This is a genomic window from Bradyrhizobium sp. 1200_D9_N1_1 (assembly GCF_052075915.1).
Classification (GTDB): domain Bacteria; phylum Pseudomonadota; class Alphaproteobacteria; order Rhizobiales; family Xanthobacteraceae; genus Bradyrhizobium; species Bradyrhizobium diazoefficiens.
Genome location: NZ_CP197226.1, coordinates 1,059,727 through 1,074,364 on the forward strand (window position 1 = coordinate 1,059,727; position 14,638 = coordinate 1,074,364).

Below are 14,638 nucleotides of genomic sequence, written 5' to 3' on the forward strand. Positions count from 1 at the left end.
GACTCACGGAGGCTACGCGACAATCTCGCGATCAAGCAACAACAGGGCCGAAGGCCCTGGCGTTGCGCGTGCAGGGAGTTGCCGCAAGCTAGTCGAAGTGTGGGTCGGGATAGCGCTCTTCGATGACGTAGCGCATGACATTCCACCAGACGTTCTCGATCGTGTAGTCCATCGGTTTGATTTTGCGTGGGACCCACTCGCCGAGCGAGCTTGCCATGCGGACATGCCCGGGGGTCTTGATTTCCGGTTCCCTCTCGGCGGCCGTGCCCGATTTGACCGACAGCTCAATGACGTTGAGCGTATCCCGATCATATTCAATGATCGCCTGGAGGAAGCTGCCCTTATCGGTTAGCGGATGAGCGGCTGTATGGGATACAAGAGCCACTTGCAGTTTATCGCCCATTGCGATGTAAGGCTCTAGCAGTCCGTCTGTCTGGAGGCCTTGGCGCCAGCGGTCGTGGGTGTCGAGGGCGTCTGGAAAATCGCCCCAGTTGAAGTCTCCCCGGCCGCCGAAGGTGATCTTGCCGTAACCATCGACATGGTAACGCAGCGCGTCCATCAGCTCGAGCGCTCGACGCGGGTCTTTTTCTGTAAGGACCGCGTCGATGGCTCCCAACACCTCCTCCATGTCGAAAACGATCTTTCTGAGCTCCTCTTTTTGCTCAACAAACATCTTCGGGATTTCACCGACGGGGTTCGGAAGCGGAAGTGTCCAAGGAAAGTCGATGTCGTCTTCGCTGAAGCGCCGATAGGGAATGTTGAGCTTGTCCAGGAAGGCGGCCGACTGGTAGTAGGTCTGGCTCTTCAAGCTATGCTCGATCTGATCGAGTGCGAGCTTACGGGCATTAATTCTAAAAGTGCCTTGGAGCGCAGTCGTGCCGACGACGTAGCTTTCCGGTGAATGGGTGCTGCTGATGGATAGCGTGTTGACGATTTGCCGGGCCGACAGCAGGTACATCTCGCCGTCGTCCTCCCGGCCGACGTGAAGAAGCGCGAAGAAGCCTTCGAGCGGCATTCCTTTGTCGTCAACCACGTAGCTTTTGGGAATGTAGTGCGTTGTGCGGCGATCCTGAAAATATTTTGCCTGTATCACTCCGACGCGCGGCGGGACTCTATCGGTAAATCGCTGCGTGGTGGTGCGTCGCTGTATGAGAAAATCGGCCCCGTCGGTATCTACGCTCCGCTCGAGAACCCAGAACCGGTCGATGAGAAAAGAACGCGTACGCGCTTCTCCGACGGCGCCGTTCTCCATAATTTTGAGCCACGTCGGCCAGCTGTCTTCCACGAGATTGTCCTGTGCTTTCTGGGGTTTTGTCGGTGTCGGATTTGCCGCGAAAAGCACCTTACTCGTCTGTATTCAGTTTCTGGAGTTCCCCAAGGAAGATCGTGCCGATTTCGACGGCGCGTTCAGCGGTCTCCGGGTCCACATCCATGCCATGCGTAGCTTCGTTCATGGTGTGGAGGGCGTCGAGCATCTGCTCTGTGCTACTTGGCACCGATCCATTTCGATGCAGATCACGGAGCATTTTCATGATGCCGGTCGGCCGGTCGAAAGCGACGCCTCGCTTGTCCGCGAGATCGCGTACCGCGCGCTCGATTTCGATGCGTAGCTTGACCACGGACATCAGTGGAAATTCTCGCGCGAACTCCGCGGCCGTCGGGAGGGCATCCTCGAGTTGTGGCGGCAACGCAGCCGAGAGCTGATACTGGGCGACCCCCATCGGTTTGCTGGAGTCTCGCAACGCGTATTCCACGATCACCTCGTTGCGCCCTTTGCACAAGATGATGCCGATGGTCGGTTTGTCGTCGGGATGGCGCAATTGCTCGTCCACGGCCGAGAGGTAAAAGTTCATCTTTCCCGCAAATTCGGGTTTGAAGTCTTCGATCTTCAGCTCGATCACCACGAAGCAGCGAAGACGCAGATGATAGAAAAGAAGGTCCAAGTAGTAATCCTGCCCGCCGACTTCGAGGTGATATTGGCTGCCGACGAATGCGAAGCCCTTGCCGAGCTCGAGGATGAGTGAACGCAGATGCTCGACCAAACCACGCTCGAGGTCGCGCTCCAGCATGTCTGGGCCAAGCGAGAGGAAGTCGAACGTGTAGGGGTCTTTGAGGATTTGTTGGGCAAGCTCGGACTGCTCTGCGGGCAGGGTTCGCGAGAAATTGGTGAGGGCGCTTCCTTGCCGGGCAAAAAGCTTGCTTTCGATCTGATGGACAAGAACGTTACGACTCCAGCCGTGTTCAATTGCCTGCCGCGCGTACCAGGTGCGCTCTTCCTGCGTTTTGACGGCGTCGAGCAAACGGACGTTATGCCCCCATGGCAATAGTGCAACAACCTGTTGCACAAATTCGCCGTTGGGCCAGGCCTCGGCGAACGAGCGCATGTATTTCAGATTCCGGGGCGATAAACCGGTCATTTCCGGGAAAGCCAGGCGAAGATCGCCAGCCAGACGGTCGACCACCCGGGCACCCCAACCTTCGCGCTCCTGCCGTTCCAGGATGTCGCGCCCGATCGTCCAGTAGAGCGTCACTAGCTCGCGGTTGATCGACAAGCTGGCTCGGTGGCGTGCCGCCGCGATCTTCTGCTTCAGATCCCCGACGAACGCCGTGTAGCTTTGCGCGTCCACTTCGCCAGCGGAACCGAGCGCATCGCTGCGGCGAGGGGGCTTTCGCGGCCGCGAGCTCATGCGGCCTCTTTCAGTCGCTTCTTCGCCAGCATGGCGCGCACGAATTTGTCCCATTTCGCCATGCCAGCGCGTTTCTCGATCATATAGTGCCAGCGGTCGTAGTGCTTGGAGCTGACATCCTGTAGCGCGTGGTTCTGGAGGCGATCGCGGATTTCCTTCGACACGCCTGCCTTGCCGGCGAGCGTCTTGAACGTGCGCCGGAGATCGCGGTTTGTCGCATATGGAATCACGCCGCGATCTCGCTGCCGCCAAACAAAGCTATAAAGAGTGCCGTGGCTGACAGGCTTCGAGGGGTCCTTGGCGGAGGGGAAGAACCAGCCATACTCGTTCGGCTTGATCTTTTCGATCAGCTCGGCGGCAAGCAATGGCACTGGGACAGCGTGCGGCTGGAGGTTCTTGGTCTTCGACCAGTCGATGATTCGCTCACTGGCGTCCCATTGATTGACATGAAACCGCGCGATCTCCTCGACGCGCTGCCCTGTCAGCATGATGAGTTGCACCGCGCGGGGATAGGAGGGGTGGACCGGCGTGTCGGGGCTCTCCAGCCAGCGATAGAGTTGCACAAACTCGTCTTCGTCAAGCCAGCGCGTGCCCTGGATCTTAGGCTCGGTAGGAATGCCGGTTGCCGGATTGAAAGGGAGTCGAAAGCGTCTGGAAGACTGCTGCCGATAGTCGTTGTCAGACTTCATGCCCCAGCTAAAGGCGGCATGGAGATAGGAGCGCACATGGTCGGCCATTGATTTGGCACCGCGCTCGTAGATCGGGCGGATCAGCTCGATGATTTCCTCGGCCTCGATCTCGCGAGCGAGGCGGTTGCGTCCGAGCGTGTCGGCGATCTTGTTAAGGCCTTTTTCCGTTTCCTTCCAGGACGGCTTGCTCGCATCCTTGAGCGCGGCGACATAGCCTTCGAACAGATCAGCGACGGTGCCGGGGCGCGTGTCGGTAGCGATCTTGATGCTGCGACCCTTCTGGATGACGTCGGCGAAGTCGCGTTTGAATATTTCGCGTGCCTGGGCGAGCGATATGGAGGGATAAGCCCCGAGCTTCTTCTTGGTCCGCTTCCCATCGCGCCATTGCTGCGCCATCCAGTCGGCGGTGACGCGCTTCGGCATGGGCTTGAGGACAAGCACGAGGCGGCCGGTGCCGCGCCCTTCACCGTCGGCGAGATTTTCCTGTTTCTGACTTAGCTCCACCCGCTTCAACGCATGTCGGATCGCGGTGTCGGTCAGGCTTGGCATGGCGTTTCCTCCTGTGCCGCAACTGGGATCGGTCGAGGAGAAACGGGGATCGTTTGCTGGGATCGGAAAGCCGCTTTCAACCCCTCTTACCGCTCCCAATTTGCCATAGCCGCCCCCTGTGTGCAATGAAGAAAAAATCGGATATATCGTTGATGATTCATCGGTATTGAACGTGATCCAACGTGATCATAGGGTGGGTAGTGGGGTGGTTGTGCACCAGGATCAAGGCGGTTGCCGACAGCTCCAGCGCGCGCTTGATCACCTCGCGCGGATAGACCGGGGTGTGGTCGACGGTGCCGGTCTGCTGCACCTCGTCGGCGATGAGCTGGTTGCGCTTGTCGAGGAAGAGCAGACGGAATTGCTCCTTGTCGGCAAAGGCCACCACCATGATGCTGGTGCGGCAATAGTCGATCACCTCGTTCCAGGACGACAGCGCGTTGCGGCTGTTGACCTCGCCCTTGGCGACGCGATGCGCGGCGGCTGCGATCAGCTTGAGCTGGTGGATCGCGGATTCGCCGATGCCGTCGATCTCGCGCAAGCGCGCCACCGGCGCGTGCACGACCTCGGCGAACGAGCCGAAAATCTTGATCAGCGTCTTCGCGAGCGGCTTGGTGTCGCGCCGCGGCAGCGCCGGAAACAGCGCCATCTCCAAAAGCTCGTAGTCGCTGAGCGCATCCGCCCCGGCGCTGTAAAAGCGCTCGCGCAACCGCTCGCGATGGCCGTGATAGTGCGGCGCGTCCTCCGGCTTGGTCTTGTCGTGGTCGGCTTTGGCGGGCATCGGCCGCCAGCATCGCCGGGGACCTGCGCTTTTGCAACCGTCAATTGCGGGACGGTGCGCCGGTCGCTGTCTTGCCGGTCCGTGCAGGAGCGGGCACCGTGACCGCCACCACGCCGGCGAGGATGAGCGCCATTCCGGCAAGACTGGACCAGCTAAAACGCTCGCCAAGCCACGCGGTGCCGAGCGCCACGGCGAAGCCCGCGCGCAGATAGCTGCCGCTGGTCGTGCCGAGCGGGCCAAGCGTGTGGATCAGCCGGAAATAGATCACCATCGCGAACGCCGTGCAGATCACCGCGAGCGCGATCACCGCTGCGATCGCCTGCGCGGGCGGCGGCGCCAGCGTCCATGGCCGTTCGAGAACGGCGGCCGCGGGGAGCATCAGCACCGCTGCGCAGCTCATGGCTCCGGCGGCCGTGACGATCGCGGGAAGGCCCGAGAAGCGCTGTCCCCATATCGGCGCGACCGCGTAGCAGAGGCTCGCGCACAGCACGGCCGCTTGCGCCAGCGGAGCGGTCGTGCCGATCCCCGAGAGCGCGTCGGCGCCCATGGTCACGGCAACGCCCGCAAGGCCAAGAGCGACGCCGATGATCTTCCGGCCGCTGACGGTCTGCCGCCCGCGCCCGGTCGTCAACGCGATCGCGAGCACGAACATCGGCGGGGTCGCATTGAGCACGCCGGCGAGGCCGCTGGCGATATGCGTCTCGCCCCAGCTGATCAGGGTGAACGGTAGCGCGCTTTGCAGCAGGCCCTGCACGAGGAACGCAGCCCACACCGATCCCCGGCGGGGAAGGGCGTGTCCCTGCGCGCGAGCGATCAGGAGCAGGAGAATGGCTGCGATCGTCACCCGCGCCGCGACCATCGTGAAGGGCGGAATCGAGGGGATCGCGACCTTGATCAGCGTGAACGAGCTGCCCCAGATCAGCGCCAGCAGCAGCAGGAGCCCGATTTCGAACGCGAGCGTGGTTTGTCCTGACGTCGTTTGTTGCGCCTGCGTGCTCATGCGATGTGCTCCCGATGTGTCGGCACCATGATCCGGAGCGACGGCGCGGGCTGGCTGAATTCGGACCTCATCGCCCGACCGAGTCCGATTTCAGCTACTCGGCGAGCCGCGCGGCCATTATTCTTCCGCGATGGCGACAGGTTCGGCACATCGGCAAACGCTGCCACCACATCTCGACTGGGACACATGCGACCGGGCGCGGCTGGCGCGTGCGCGCGCGTTCGACGGCCTGTTCTTCTCCGGCGTCCGCTCGACGCGGATCTATTGCCGGCCGGTCTGTCCGGTTCGCCCCGCGCGCTCCGAGAACGTGACCTTCTATCCGACCGCTGCGGCTGCGGAGCGCGCCGGCTTCCGCCCATGCCTGCGTTGGCGGCCGGAAACGGCGCCGGGGTCGCCGGCCTGGATGGGGACCGCCACCACCGTTGCGCGCGGCATGCGCCTGATCAACGACGGTTTTCTGGATCGCGCGTCGATGGTGGAGCTTGCAGAAGCGCTTGGGGTCGGGCCGCGCCATCTGCTGCGCCTGTTCATGCGCCACACCGGCGCGAGCCCGAGCGAGATCGCGGCGACCCGCCGGGTGCAGGAAGCCAAGCGTCTGATCGACCAGACTGAGATGACGTTGGCGGAGATTGCGTTTGCGGCGGGCTTCGGCAGCGTCCGCCGCTTCAACGATGCTTTTGCCGCGACCTACAGGCGGCCGCCGTCGTTATTCCGCCGCCGGCGATAGGACGCGCGCCGGGATCACCCGATCTGCTTCTCGCCGTGGCGCTCCGACAGCGTGAAGATCTCGACGCCGGTCGCGGTCACGCCCACCGAATGCTCGAACTGCGCGGACAGCGAACGGTCGCGGGTCACCGCGGTCCAGCCGTCGGAGAGGATCTTCACATGCGGCTTGCCGAGATTGATCATCGGCTCGATGGTGAAGAACATGCCGGGCTTGAGCTGGACGCCTTCGCCGGGCCGGCCGATATGGATGATGTTCGGCTCGTCGTGGAACATGCGGCCGAGGCCATGGCCGCAGAAATCGCGCACCACGCTCATGCCTTGCGGCTCCACGAAGCTCTGGATGGCGTGGCCGATGTCGCCGGTGGTGGCGCCGGGCTTCACCGCCGCGATGCCGCGCATCATGGCTTCATAGGTCACCTCGATCAGCCGCTCGGCCTTGCGCGCAATCGGGCCGATCGCATACATCCGGCTGGAATCGCCGTACCAGCCGTCGACGATGAAGGTGACGTCGATGTTGACGATGTCACCCTCTTTCAGCGGACGGTCGCCGGGCATGCCGTGGCAGACCACGTGGTTGAGCGAGGTGCAGGTCGAGTAGCGGTAGCCGCGATACATCAGCGTCGCCGGATAGGCGCCATGGCTGAAGGCGAAGTCGCGGACGAACTGGTCGATGCGCTCGGTCGGCACGCCCGGCCCGACAATGTCGGTGAGCTCGTCGAGGCACTTGGCTACCAGCGCGCCCGCCTTGCGCATGCCGGCAAAGGCGCTCGGTCCATGCAGCTTGATCTGTCCGGTCTTGCGCAGGGAGGTATCGGTGGCTTCGACGTAGCTCATGCTTGTATGGTCTTTGCGGGGCTCGATGCGGTGGAAAGGGCTTGATTTCAGGCCCTAATCTAATGATCGCGGGCCTTCATGCAAGCCGAGCGTGGGCCTTGCGCCCGAAAGCGGGCCTAATTCGGGACTTCTACGGTGGTTTCCACCGGCAGGGCGCCGCCGCGGACGCGGATTTCGCGGACCGGATAGGGAACCCGGATGCCCTCGCGCTTGAAGGCCTCCCATAGCGCCAGCATCACGTCGCTTTTGACATTGTCCATGCCGTCGGGGTCGGCGAGCCAGAGGGTCAGCGAGAACTTCATCCCGGCCTCCGCGAACTCGGTCAGGATGCAGTTCGGCGGCTTGGCTTTCTGCGCGCGGGGATGGGCTATGGCCGTCTCGATGGCGAGCTTGCAGACCAGCCTGGGGTCGGCGTCGTAATTGGTGCCGAAGGCGATCTTCACCAGCGTGTTCTTGTCGGTATAGGTCCAGTTGACGACCTTCTGCGTCACCAGGTCCTCGTTCGGCACCAGGAACTCGCGGCCGTCGCCGGCGGCGACGGAAATATAACGCGTCTTCATCGCGCTGATGCGCCCGGTGTTGTCGCCGATGGTGACGAGATCGCCGGGCTTCACCGACTTGTCGGCGAGCAGGATGATCCCCGAGATGAAATTGGCGACGATCTTCTGCAGGCCGATACCGATGCCGACGCCGACCGCGCCGGAGAATACCGCGAGCGCCGAGAGGTCGATGCCGACCGCGCCGAGCGCAATGACGATTGCGATGGCCAGAAGTCCGATGCGGATGATCTTGACCAGCAGCACCTGCACCGACGGCGTCAGATCGGTGGTCGAGTTGATCCGGCTCTCGGCGAAATTGCTGGCGATGTTGGTGGCCCACAGCGCGATGAGCAGCAGCGCGCCGGCCTTGATCACCAGCAGCGGGGTCAGCCGCAGGCCGCCAAGCACGATCGCGAAGGAATCGAGCAGATCGATCGTCGCGTCGAGCTGGCCGAGGATGGAGAGCGCGGCGACGAACCACGCCGTGATCGACACCAGCTTGACGATGAAGGCGTTGCGCAGCACCGAGGTCACGAGCCGGATCGCCAGCCAGGCCAACCCCATCTTGGCGGCGACCATCAAGAGATAGCTGCGGCTCGGCCAGGTCGCATGGTACATCACGAAGCGGGAGATGATCACGAGCAGGGTGAACACCGCCGTCGAGGCACTGGAGACCATGACGCGGGAGAAGTGCCGGAGCGGCAGCGGCCAGCCCATCGCCAGCGATGTCATGTCGACGCGGTTGCGAACGCCGGCTTCCGCGGCATAGGCGATGCCGGCTGCCGCGAGAATGAGACCAAATTGCAGGTAGAACCAGGGTGAGGAAATCTCCGCCCCGACGCTGCGTGCGGTCGTCTGCACGAACTCCATGAAGTCTTTGAGGTCCATGTCCATCGGTCTCGTCGGGAAGCGGGGAGGAATTGATTCGAGGGCGCCGCAGAATCCCACAAAGGGTGCGGCCCGGCCATCGATACACCGCTATGTGAAGCGCGTTAAGGCCGCAAAATACGGGCAGATTGCCGCGAGCGGGAGAAAATGGGTTGGCGCGCCGGTGCAGCGACGATAAGGATGCAAATCCAGCTATTTTTACCCGGAAGGTGGATGGCCTCTCTCGACTCTGTCAGCCTCGCCATATTGCTCGGCGCCGTCCTGGTGATGGCGGGTATCCTGTCGAGCCTGCTTGCGCTGCGCTTCGGCGCGCCCTTGCTGCTCGTCTTCCTTGTGATCGGCATGCTCGCGGGCGATTCCGGTCCCGGGCAGATCCAGTTCGACGACGTCCGCACCACCTATCTGGTCGGCTCGGTGGCGCTGGCCCTGATCCTGTTCGACGGCGGCCTGAAGACGCGCTTTGCCAGCATCCGCACCGTGCTTGCGCCATCCGTGGTGCTCGCGACCGTCGGCGTGCTGCTGACCGCGCTGATCACGGCGCCGTTCGCCAAATACGCGCTCGACCTCAACTGGACGGAGTCGCTGCTGGTCGGCGCCGTGGTAGCCTCGACCGATGCGGCCGCCGTGTTCCTGCTGGTCCATACCCAGGGCCTGCGCCTGCGTCCGCGCGTTGGTGCGACGCTGGAGGCCGAGTCCGGCACCAACGACCCCTTCGCGATCTTCCTCACCCTGATGCTGGTCGAATACATCTCGCTGGGATCGAGCTCGGCGGGGCACGTGCTGATGGAGTTCCTGCAGGAGGCGGTGCTGGGCGCCGTCGTCGGCTTCTTCGGCGGACGTCTCGTCGTCATCGCGCTCAACCAGGTGGCGCTGCCGCAGGGCCTGCATGCGCCGTTCGTGACCACAGGCGCGCTCGTGATCTTCGGCGGCTCGCAGATCATGCATGCCTCGGGCTTCCTCGCGGTCTATCTCGCCGGCATCATCATCGGTAACCGGCCTACGCGCGCGCATAATTCGGTGGTGACCTTCCTCGATGCCGCGACCTGGCTGGCGCAGATCGTGATGTTCGTGCTGCTCGGTCTCCTGGTCTCGCCGAGCCGGCTTGGCGCCAGCGTTTTGCCGGCTGTTGCCGTCGCGCTCGTGCTGATGCTGGTCGCACGGCCGCTCGCGGTGTTCGTCTGCCTGGCGCCATTCCGCTTCAACTGGCGCGAAAGGATCTTCATCGCCTGGACGGGCCTGCGCGGTGCCGTCGCGATCTTCCTGGCGTCGATCCCGATGCTGGTCGGCCTGTCCAAGGCCTATCTCTATTTCGACGTCGCTTTCGTCGTCGTCATCATCTCGCTGCTCTTGCAAGGCTGGACCCTGGCGCCGGCCGCACGCAAGCTGCACGTCGCGCTGCCGCGCGCCGAGCGCGGCCCGAGGCGTGTCGAACTGGATCTGCCCGGCCAGCTCGAGCAGCAGCTCGTCGGCTATCCGGTGCGATCCAAGAGCCTGTACTTCCGCCGCGGCCTGATCCCGTCCTGGTCGAAGCCGACGCTGGTGATCCGCAACGAGAACATTCTGACGCCGACGGAGGCCGATCCGATCGCGCCCGGCGACTACATCTATCTGCTGGCGCCGCCGGAAAAGGCCGAGTCGCTCGACCGCTTCTTCGTCGACATGCAGCCGAGCACCGCGCCGGACCCGCATCTGCTCGGCGACTTCATGGTCTCCGGCGAGCACACGCTGGCCGAGCTCGCCGAGATCTATGGCGTGAAGGTGAGCGAGGACGAAGGCAAGCTGACCTTGGCCGACTATTTCGACGTCCATCTCGACCGCGCGCCGAAAGAGGGCGCCGAGCTTGCGCTGGACGAGATCGTGCTGGTCGCACGCAGCATCTCCGGCGGCCGCGTCAACGTCGTGGGCCTGCGCCTGCCGGAAGACGAGGAAACGCCCGCGCCATTGACGCGCTGGCAGGCGCTGCGCCGCAAGCTGGCGGAGCTGTGGACCTCGGTGGCGGGGGTTTAGCGGTCCCGGCGTCGTCATGGCGGTGTGAGTTGTTGAAGCGATAAGCCTCCCCAACGTCGTCCTGGCGAAAGCCAGGACCCATAACCACAGGGAGAAGTTTGGCGAAGACTGGTAGCTATCTCTTCTTTGCCGGTACTCGCACCGAACGCTCTCGATCGATCACGCGGTATGGGCCCGGCCTTCGCCGGGACGACAGCGGAGGGTGTGGTTCCACCAACAGTGCCCGCATCGAGGAGTCTCTCCTTCGCGCTCGCTGCCGGCTTTTTGTCCAATTCATTGCGGCAACCTTGCGGCTCCATCCAGCGCGAACGTCGCGGATGCTTTTTTTGCAAGATGCGCATTCGCGACAGACTCTCGCAATGTAGGCGTGAGACTGAAGCCACTATTGGGTCGGGCTTGATCATCCTGCCAGGCCCGACATGGCTCACCTGCGCGACGCTCCGCGTTCGATGGCGGACACGCGCAAGCGGAAAGACAATTGAATGGCCTTGGTACTGAACCGCACCTGCGAAACCGACTGCATCGCGAGGGAGATCTCGCATGTTGTCTGCTGACATCCTGCCGTTCTTCCGCGCCTGGATTCGCGATCCTTTGCGTGTCGCAGCGGTTGCGCCGTCGGGACCCGCCGCGTCGTCGCTGATGGCGCAGGAGATCACGGCCGAGACTGGCCCCGTCATCGAACTCGGCCCCGGCACCGGCGTGTTCACCCGCGCATTGCTCGATCGCGGCGTCCGGCAGCAGAATCTGACGCTGGTCGAATACGGCTCCGATTTCATCCCGTTGCTGCAGCAGCGCTTCCCCGGAGCGCGCGTGCTGTGGATGGATGCGGCCTGGCTGGTGAGAGAAAAACTGTTTGAAGGGGCGCCGGTCGGCGCCGTCGTCAGCGGCCTCGGATTGCTCACGATGCCGCCAGGAAAAGTGCTGGCGATTCTCGACGGCGCGTTTGCCTATCTCCGTCCGGGCGGCGCGTTTTACCAGATCACGTACGGCCCGCGCTGTCCCGTCCCTGATGCGATCCTCGATCATCTCGATCTGCAGGCAAGTTGCATCGGGCAGACCTATCGCAACCTGCCTCCGGCCTCGGTGTACCGGATCAGCCGCCGTCCCCCCTGCGCGTGATCGAGGCATCATGGACACGTCGAGCACGATCGCAATGTTTCTGCACTTCGGCCTGCTGGGCATTGGTTGCCTGGCGATCGCCGAGAAATTCATTCCGCTGTTTCCGTCCTACGTTCTGTTGATGCTGCTCGGTCTCACCGTGTCCGACGGCGCGTCGCTGGCCATGACCATCGTGGCGACAAGTGTTGGATCGGTCGTCGGCGCGCTCGGCTGGTACGGGCTTGGCCGCGCGCTCGGCTCGCAGCGGATCGAGCGACTGGTGAGGACTTACGGCAAATACGTGCTGCTGCGGCCCTCGTTCTATCAGCAGCTCACCGATGCCTATCGCGGCAACCATTTCTGGGTCACGCTGATCGGCCAGACGCTGCCGACCGTGCGGATCTATCTGGCGTTGCCGGCCGGCGTGCTGCAACTGGAGCCGCGCGCCTTCGTCACCGCCACCGCAATCGGCACCGTGATCTGGAACATGCCGTTCCTGAGCCTCGGCTATGTGCTGCGCGACAGCGGTCAGGATCCCGTCAGCATCGGCTTCTGGGTGGTCGCCATCCTCGTCGCTGTGGAGGTCGCGATCATTCTCGGACTTCGCCTTTACACGCACGCGATCGCGCGGCCGCGCCTCGCGTCGTCGCGCGCCATCGCCGCCCCCAAGGCTGTGGAGGAGATCGCATGAGACCCCTGTTGTCCCGGTTTCGGTCCGGCTCGCACACGCTTGAGCATCTCACCGCCGCGGTGCTGATCCTGCTCGCCGGCCTTCAGTTCGGTGTCGCGGCGTCCGACGGGCGGCATCGCGGCGCCCAGTTCGCGCTCCTGGTTCTTGCCGTCGGCGTCTATTGGCATCGCTCGATCTTCCGGCGCCGCGCCAACCGCGATGTGACGAAGGCGGTCGCGGGATTGGCGGAAGCTGCCGCGATGGCATTCCTGCGCGATGACAATCGCGGCGACCGGCCGGCGCAGAGTCCGGACAGGGATGCGGCTTTGCCGTCCGACGTCGTCAAGGTCAGGAGCTTGTTCATCTCCGATGTCCATCTTGGGACGAGGGGATGCCAGGCCGAGCGGCTGATCGACTTTCTCCATCACCATGACGCCGACACTGTGTTCCTGGTCGGCGACATCGTCGATGGCTGGTACCTGCGGTCGAGCTGGTATTGGCCAGGCACGCACAATGCAGTGGTGCAGGCGCTCGTCGATATCGCGCGGCGCGGCAAGCGGATCGTCTATGTAGCCGGCAATCACGACGAGTTCGTGCGCGACTATGTCGGCTTGACCTTTGGCAGCGTCGAGGTGGTTGAGCACGCGATCCACCGGGGCGTCGACGGCCGCGCCTATCTCGTCGTCCATGGCGATCACTTCGATCTCGTCGTACGCCACGCCCGCTGGCTGGCGCTGCTCGGCGATGCCGGCTACCGCACGGCGCTTGCCTCCAACGTCTGGCTCAACTGGATCCGGAGCCGGTTCGGGCTCGCCTATTGGTCGTTCTCGTCCTGGGCGAAGCTGCGGGTCAAGAATGCGGTCAATCACATCGGCCGCTTCGAGGAGGTTCTGTCGTCGGAGGCAAGGCGGCACGCTGCGCAGGGCGTGATCTGCGGCCACATCCATCACGCGGCGATGCATGACGAGTTCGGCATTCGCTACATCAACACCGGCGACTGGGTGGAATCCTGCACCGGTGTCGTCGAGCACCATGACGGCCGGTTCGAGATCATCCGCTGGGTCGAGGCGCGGCCCCAGCAGATGCCGGGGCCGTCGAGCGTGGTGCCGTTCGCAGGGGCGGTCGCCTGATGCGCGTGCTGGTGGCAACCGACGCCTGGCGCCCACAGATCAACGGCGTGGTGCGCTCGCTCGAATATCTCGCCAGCGAAGCGCCTTCGTTCGGCGCCAGTATCGGCTTCCTCACGCCGGGCGATTTCCCCACCGTGCCGCTGCCCGGCTACCGGGAGATCCGCCTCGCGCTGGCCTCGGTGGGGCGAATCGAGCGCGCGATCAAAAGCATGGGTCCGGATTCCGTGCACATCGCGACCGAGGGGCCGATCGGGTGGATCACTCGCCATGTCTGCCAGACCCGCGGCTATCCGTTCACGACGAGCTATCACACCCGCTTTCCTGAATATCTGGCGGAGCGGCTGCCGGTGCCGCTGAGGTGGAGCTATGCGGTACTGCGCCGTTTCCACAACGGCGGCGACGGCATCATGGTCGGCTCGCCGACGCTGGAGCAGGCCCTGAAGGCGCATGGCTTCCGCAACCTGATGCCTTGGTCGCGCGGCGTCGATGCCGTGCTGTTTCGTCCGCGCAGCGTGCAGCCGCTCGCCTTTCCGGCGCCGGTGTTTCTGTATGTCGGCCGCATCGCGATCGAGAAGAACCTCGAGGCTTTCCTTGCCTTGGACCTGCCGGGCTCGAAGGTCGTGGTCGGCGACGGGCCGTTGCGTGCGAGCCTGCAGGCGCGGTTTCCGCAGGTCCATTTTCTCGGCACGCGAACCGGGCGAGCACTCGCCGATGTCTACGCGTCAGCCGATGTCTTCGTCTTTCCGAGCCTGACCGATACGTTCGGGTTGGTGATCCTCGAAGCGTTGGCGTGCGGCCTGCCGGTTGCGGCCTTCCCGGTGATGGGGCCGCTCGATGTGATCGGAGAGTCCGGATGCGGCTGTCTCGATGCCGACCTGCGCCGCGCGGCGCTCGCCGCCCTGCAGGTGCCGCGCGAAAAATGCCGGGCCTATGCCCTGACTTTCACTTGGCAGGAAAGCGTGCGGCAGTTTCTCGACAACGTCAAGCGGGCGCATGGCATGCTGACCGACGCCGCGCGGCCGCTGTTCGCGGGCTGAGGGACG

General features: G+C 63.8%; 13 protein-coding genes. 6 read left to right on the plus strand and 7 right to left on the minus strand.

Annotated features, from left to right (window positions below):
* Positions 1-88 precede the first annotated feature (88 nt).
* The 5 genes from AB5K84_RS05180 to AB5K84_RS05200 form a co-directional block, all read right to left on the minus strand.
* Positions 89-1,285 (minus strand): hypothetical protein, encoded by a 1,197-nt coding sequence (locus AB5K84_RS05180; protein WP_225163673.1) that lies wholly within the window; start codon positions 1,283-1,285, stop codon positions 89-91.
* A 58-nt stretch (positions 1,286-1,343) separates the two neighbouring features.
* Positions 1,344-2,687: a PDDEXK nuclease domain-containing protein gene (locus tag AB5K84_RS05185; protein WP_014498593.1), complete on the minus strand. Its 1,344-nt coding sequence runs from the start codon at positions 2,685-2,687 to the stop codon at positions 1,344-1,346.
* Positions 2,684-3,925, minus strand: coding sequence for a tyrosine-type recombinase/integrase (locus AB5K84_RS05190; protein ID WP_011090895.1), 1,242 nt, complete (start codon positions 3,923-3,925; stop codon positions 2,684-2,686). Before AB5K84_RS05190 ends, AB5K84_RS05185 begins: the two co-directional genes overlap by 4 nt.
* Before the next feature lie 157 nt (positions 3,926-4,082).
* The gene (locus AB5K84_RS05195) at positions 4,083-4,703 is read right to left on the minus strand and encodes a JAB domain-containing protein (RefSeq protein WP_011090894.1); all 621 of its coding nucleotides are present in this window, start codon (positions 4,701-4,703) and stop codon (positions 4,083-4,085) included.
* Positions 4,704-4,743: 40 nt separating this feature from the next.
* Positions 4,744-5,703 (minus strand): DMT family transporter, encoded by a 960-nt coding sequence (locus tag AB5K84_RS05200; protein ID WP_011090893.1) that lies wholly within the window; start codon positions 5,701-5,703, stop codon positions 4,744-4,746.
* A gap of 130 nt (positions 5,704-5,833) precedes the next feature.
* Here AB5K84_RS05200 and AB5K84_RS05205 point away from each other — a divergent pair, with 130 nt between their 5' ends.
* Positions 5,834-6,430 carry a bifunctional transcriptional activator/DNA repair enzyme AdaA gene (locus AB5K84_RS05205; RefSeq protein WP_011090892.1) on the plus strand — a complete coding sequence of 199 codons (597 nt, stop codon included), beginning with the start codon at positions 5,834-5,836 and terminating at the stop codon, positions 6,428-6,430.
* A 14-nt stretch (positions 6,431-6,444) separates the two neighbouring features.
* Here AB5K84_RS05205 and map read toward each other — a convergent pair whose 3' ends face one another.
* Together map and AB5K84_RS05215 are read right to left on the minus strand one after the other, a co-directional pair.
* Positions 6,445-7,263: a type I methionyl aminopeptidase gene (gene map / locus AB5K84_RS05210; protein ID WP_011090891.1), complete on the minus strand. Its 819-nt coding sequence runs from the start codon at positions 7,261-7,263 to the stop codon at positions 6,445-6,447.
* Positions 7,264-7,379: 116 nt separating this feature from the next.
* On the minus strand, positions 7,380-8,696 hold the full coding sequence (locus AB5K84_RS05215) for a mechanosensitive ion channel family protein (RefSeq protein WP_028175937.1): 1,317 nt from the start codon (positions 8,694-8,696) through the stop codon (positions 7,380-7,382).
* 207 nt (positions 8,697-8,903) lie between these two features.
* On the opposite strand from AB5K84_RS05215, the gene AB5K84_RS05220 reads away from it, so the two are divergent.
* The 5 genes from AB5K84_RS05220 to AB5K84_RS05240 all read left to right on the plus strand — a co-directional run bounded on the left by AB5K84_RS05220 (position 8,904) and on the right by AB5K84_RS05240 (position 14,632).
* Positions 8,904-10,697, plus strand: a complete 1,794-nt coding sequence (locus AB5K84_RS05220) for a potassium/proton antiporter (RefSeq protein ID WP_028175936.1) — start codon at positions 8,904-8,906, stop codon at positions 10,695-10,697.
* Positions 10,698-11,237: 540 nt separating this feature from the next.
* Positions 11,238-11,816, plus strand: a complete 579-nt coding sequence (locus tag AB5K84_RS05225; RefSeq protein WP_011090887.1) for a class I SAM-dependent methyltransferase — start codon at positions 11,238-11,240, stop codon at positions 11,814-11,816.
* A 10-nt stretch (positions 11,817-11,826) separates the two neighbouring features.
* Entirely contained in the window at positions 11,827-12,486 is a 660-nt protein-coding gene (locus AB5K84_RS05230; protein WP_011090886.1) for a DedA family protein, read from the plus strand.
* Positions 12,487-12,725: 239 nt separating this feature from the next.
* Entirely contained in the window at positions 12,726-13,595 is an 870-nt protein-coding gene (locus tag AB5K84_RS05235; RefSeq protein WP_011090885.1) for a UDP-2,3-diacylglucosamine diphosphatase, read from the plus strand.
* Complete coding sequence (locus tag AB5K84_RS05240; RefSeq protein WP_011090884.1) at positions 13,595-14,632, plus strand: glycosyltransferase family 4 protein; 1,038 nt, start codon at positions 13,595-13,597, stop codon at positions 14,630-14,632. Before AB5K84_RS05235 ends, AB5K84_RS05240 begins: the two co-directional genes overlap by 1 nt.
* The last annotated feature ends 6 nt before the right edge of the window (positions 14,633-14,638 follow it).

What these genes read in the sequence shown, in the direction of transcription:
- AB5K84_RS05185 (WP_014498593.1), bottom strand. Translation starts at nt 2,687, where the DNA reads ATGAGCTCGCGGCCGCGAAAGCCCCCTCGCCGCAGCGATGCGCTCGGT.
- AB5K84_RS05190 (WP_011090895.1), bottom strand. Translation starts at nt 3,925, where the DNA reads ATGCCAAGCCTGACCGACACCGCGATCCGACATGCGTTGAAGCGGGTG.
- AB5K84_RS05195 (WP_011090894.1), bottom strand. Translation starts at nt 4,703, where the DNA reads ATGCCCGCCAAAGCCGACCACGACAAGACCAAGCCGGAGGACGCGCCG.
- AB5K84_RS05200 (WP_011090893.1), bottom strand. Translation starts at nt 5,703, where the DNA reads ATGAGCACGCAGGCGCAACAAACGACGTCAGGACAAACCACGCTCGCG.
- AB5K84_RS05205 (WP_011090892.1), top strand. Translation starts at nt 5,834, where the DNA reads ATGGCGACAGGTTCGGCACATCGGCAAACGCTGCCACCACATCTCGAC.
- map (WP_011090891.1), bottom strand. Translation starts at nt 7,263, where the DNA reads ATGAGCTACGTCGAAGCCACCGATACCTCCCTGCGCAAGACCGGACAG.
- AB5K84_RS05215 (WP_028175937.1), bottom strand. Translation starts at nt 8,696, where the DNA reads ATGGACATGGACCTCAAAGACTTCATGGAGTTCGTGCAGACGACCGCA.
- AB5K84_RS05220 (WP_028175936.1), top strand. Translation starts at nt 8,904, where the DNA reads ATGGCCTCTCTCGACTCTGTCAGCCTCGCCATATTGCTCGGCGCCGTC.
- AB5K84_RS05225 (WP_011090887.1), top strand. Translation starts at nt 11,238, where the DNA reads ATGTTGTCTGCTGACATCCTGCCGTTCTTCCGCGCCTGGATTCGCGAT.
- AB5K84_RS05230 (WP_011090886.1), top strand. Translation starts at nt 11,827, where the DNA reads ATGGACACGTCGAGCACGATCGCAATGTTTCTGCACTTCGGCCTGCTG.
- AB5K84_RS05235 (WP_011090885.1), top strand. Translation starts at nt 12,726, where the DNA reads ATGGCATTCCTGCGCGATGACAATCGCGGCGACCGGCCGGCGCAGAGT.
- AB5K84_RS05240 (WP_011090884.1), top strand. Translation starts at nt 13,595, where the DNA reads ATGCGCGTGCTGGTGGCAACCGACGCCTGGCGCCCACAGATCAACGGC.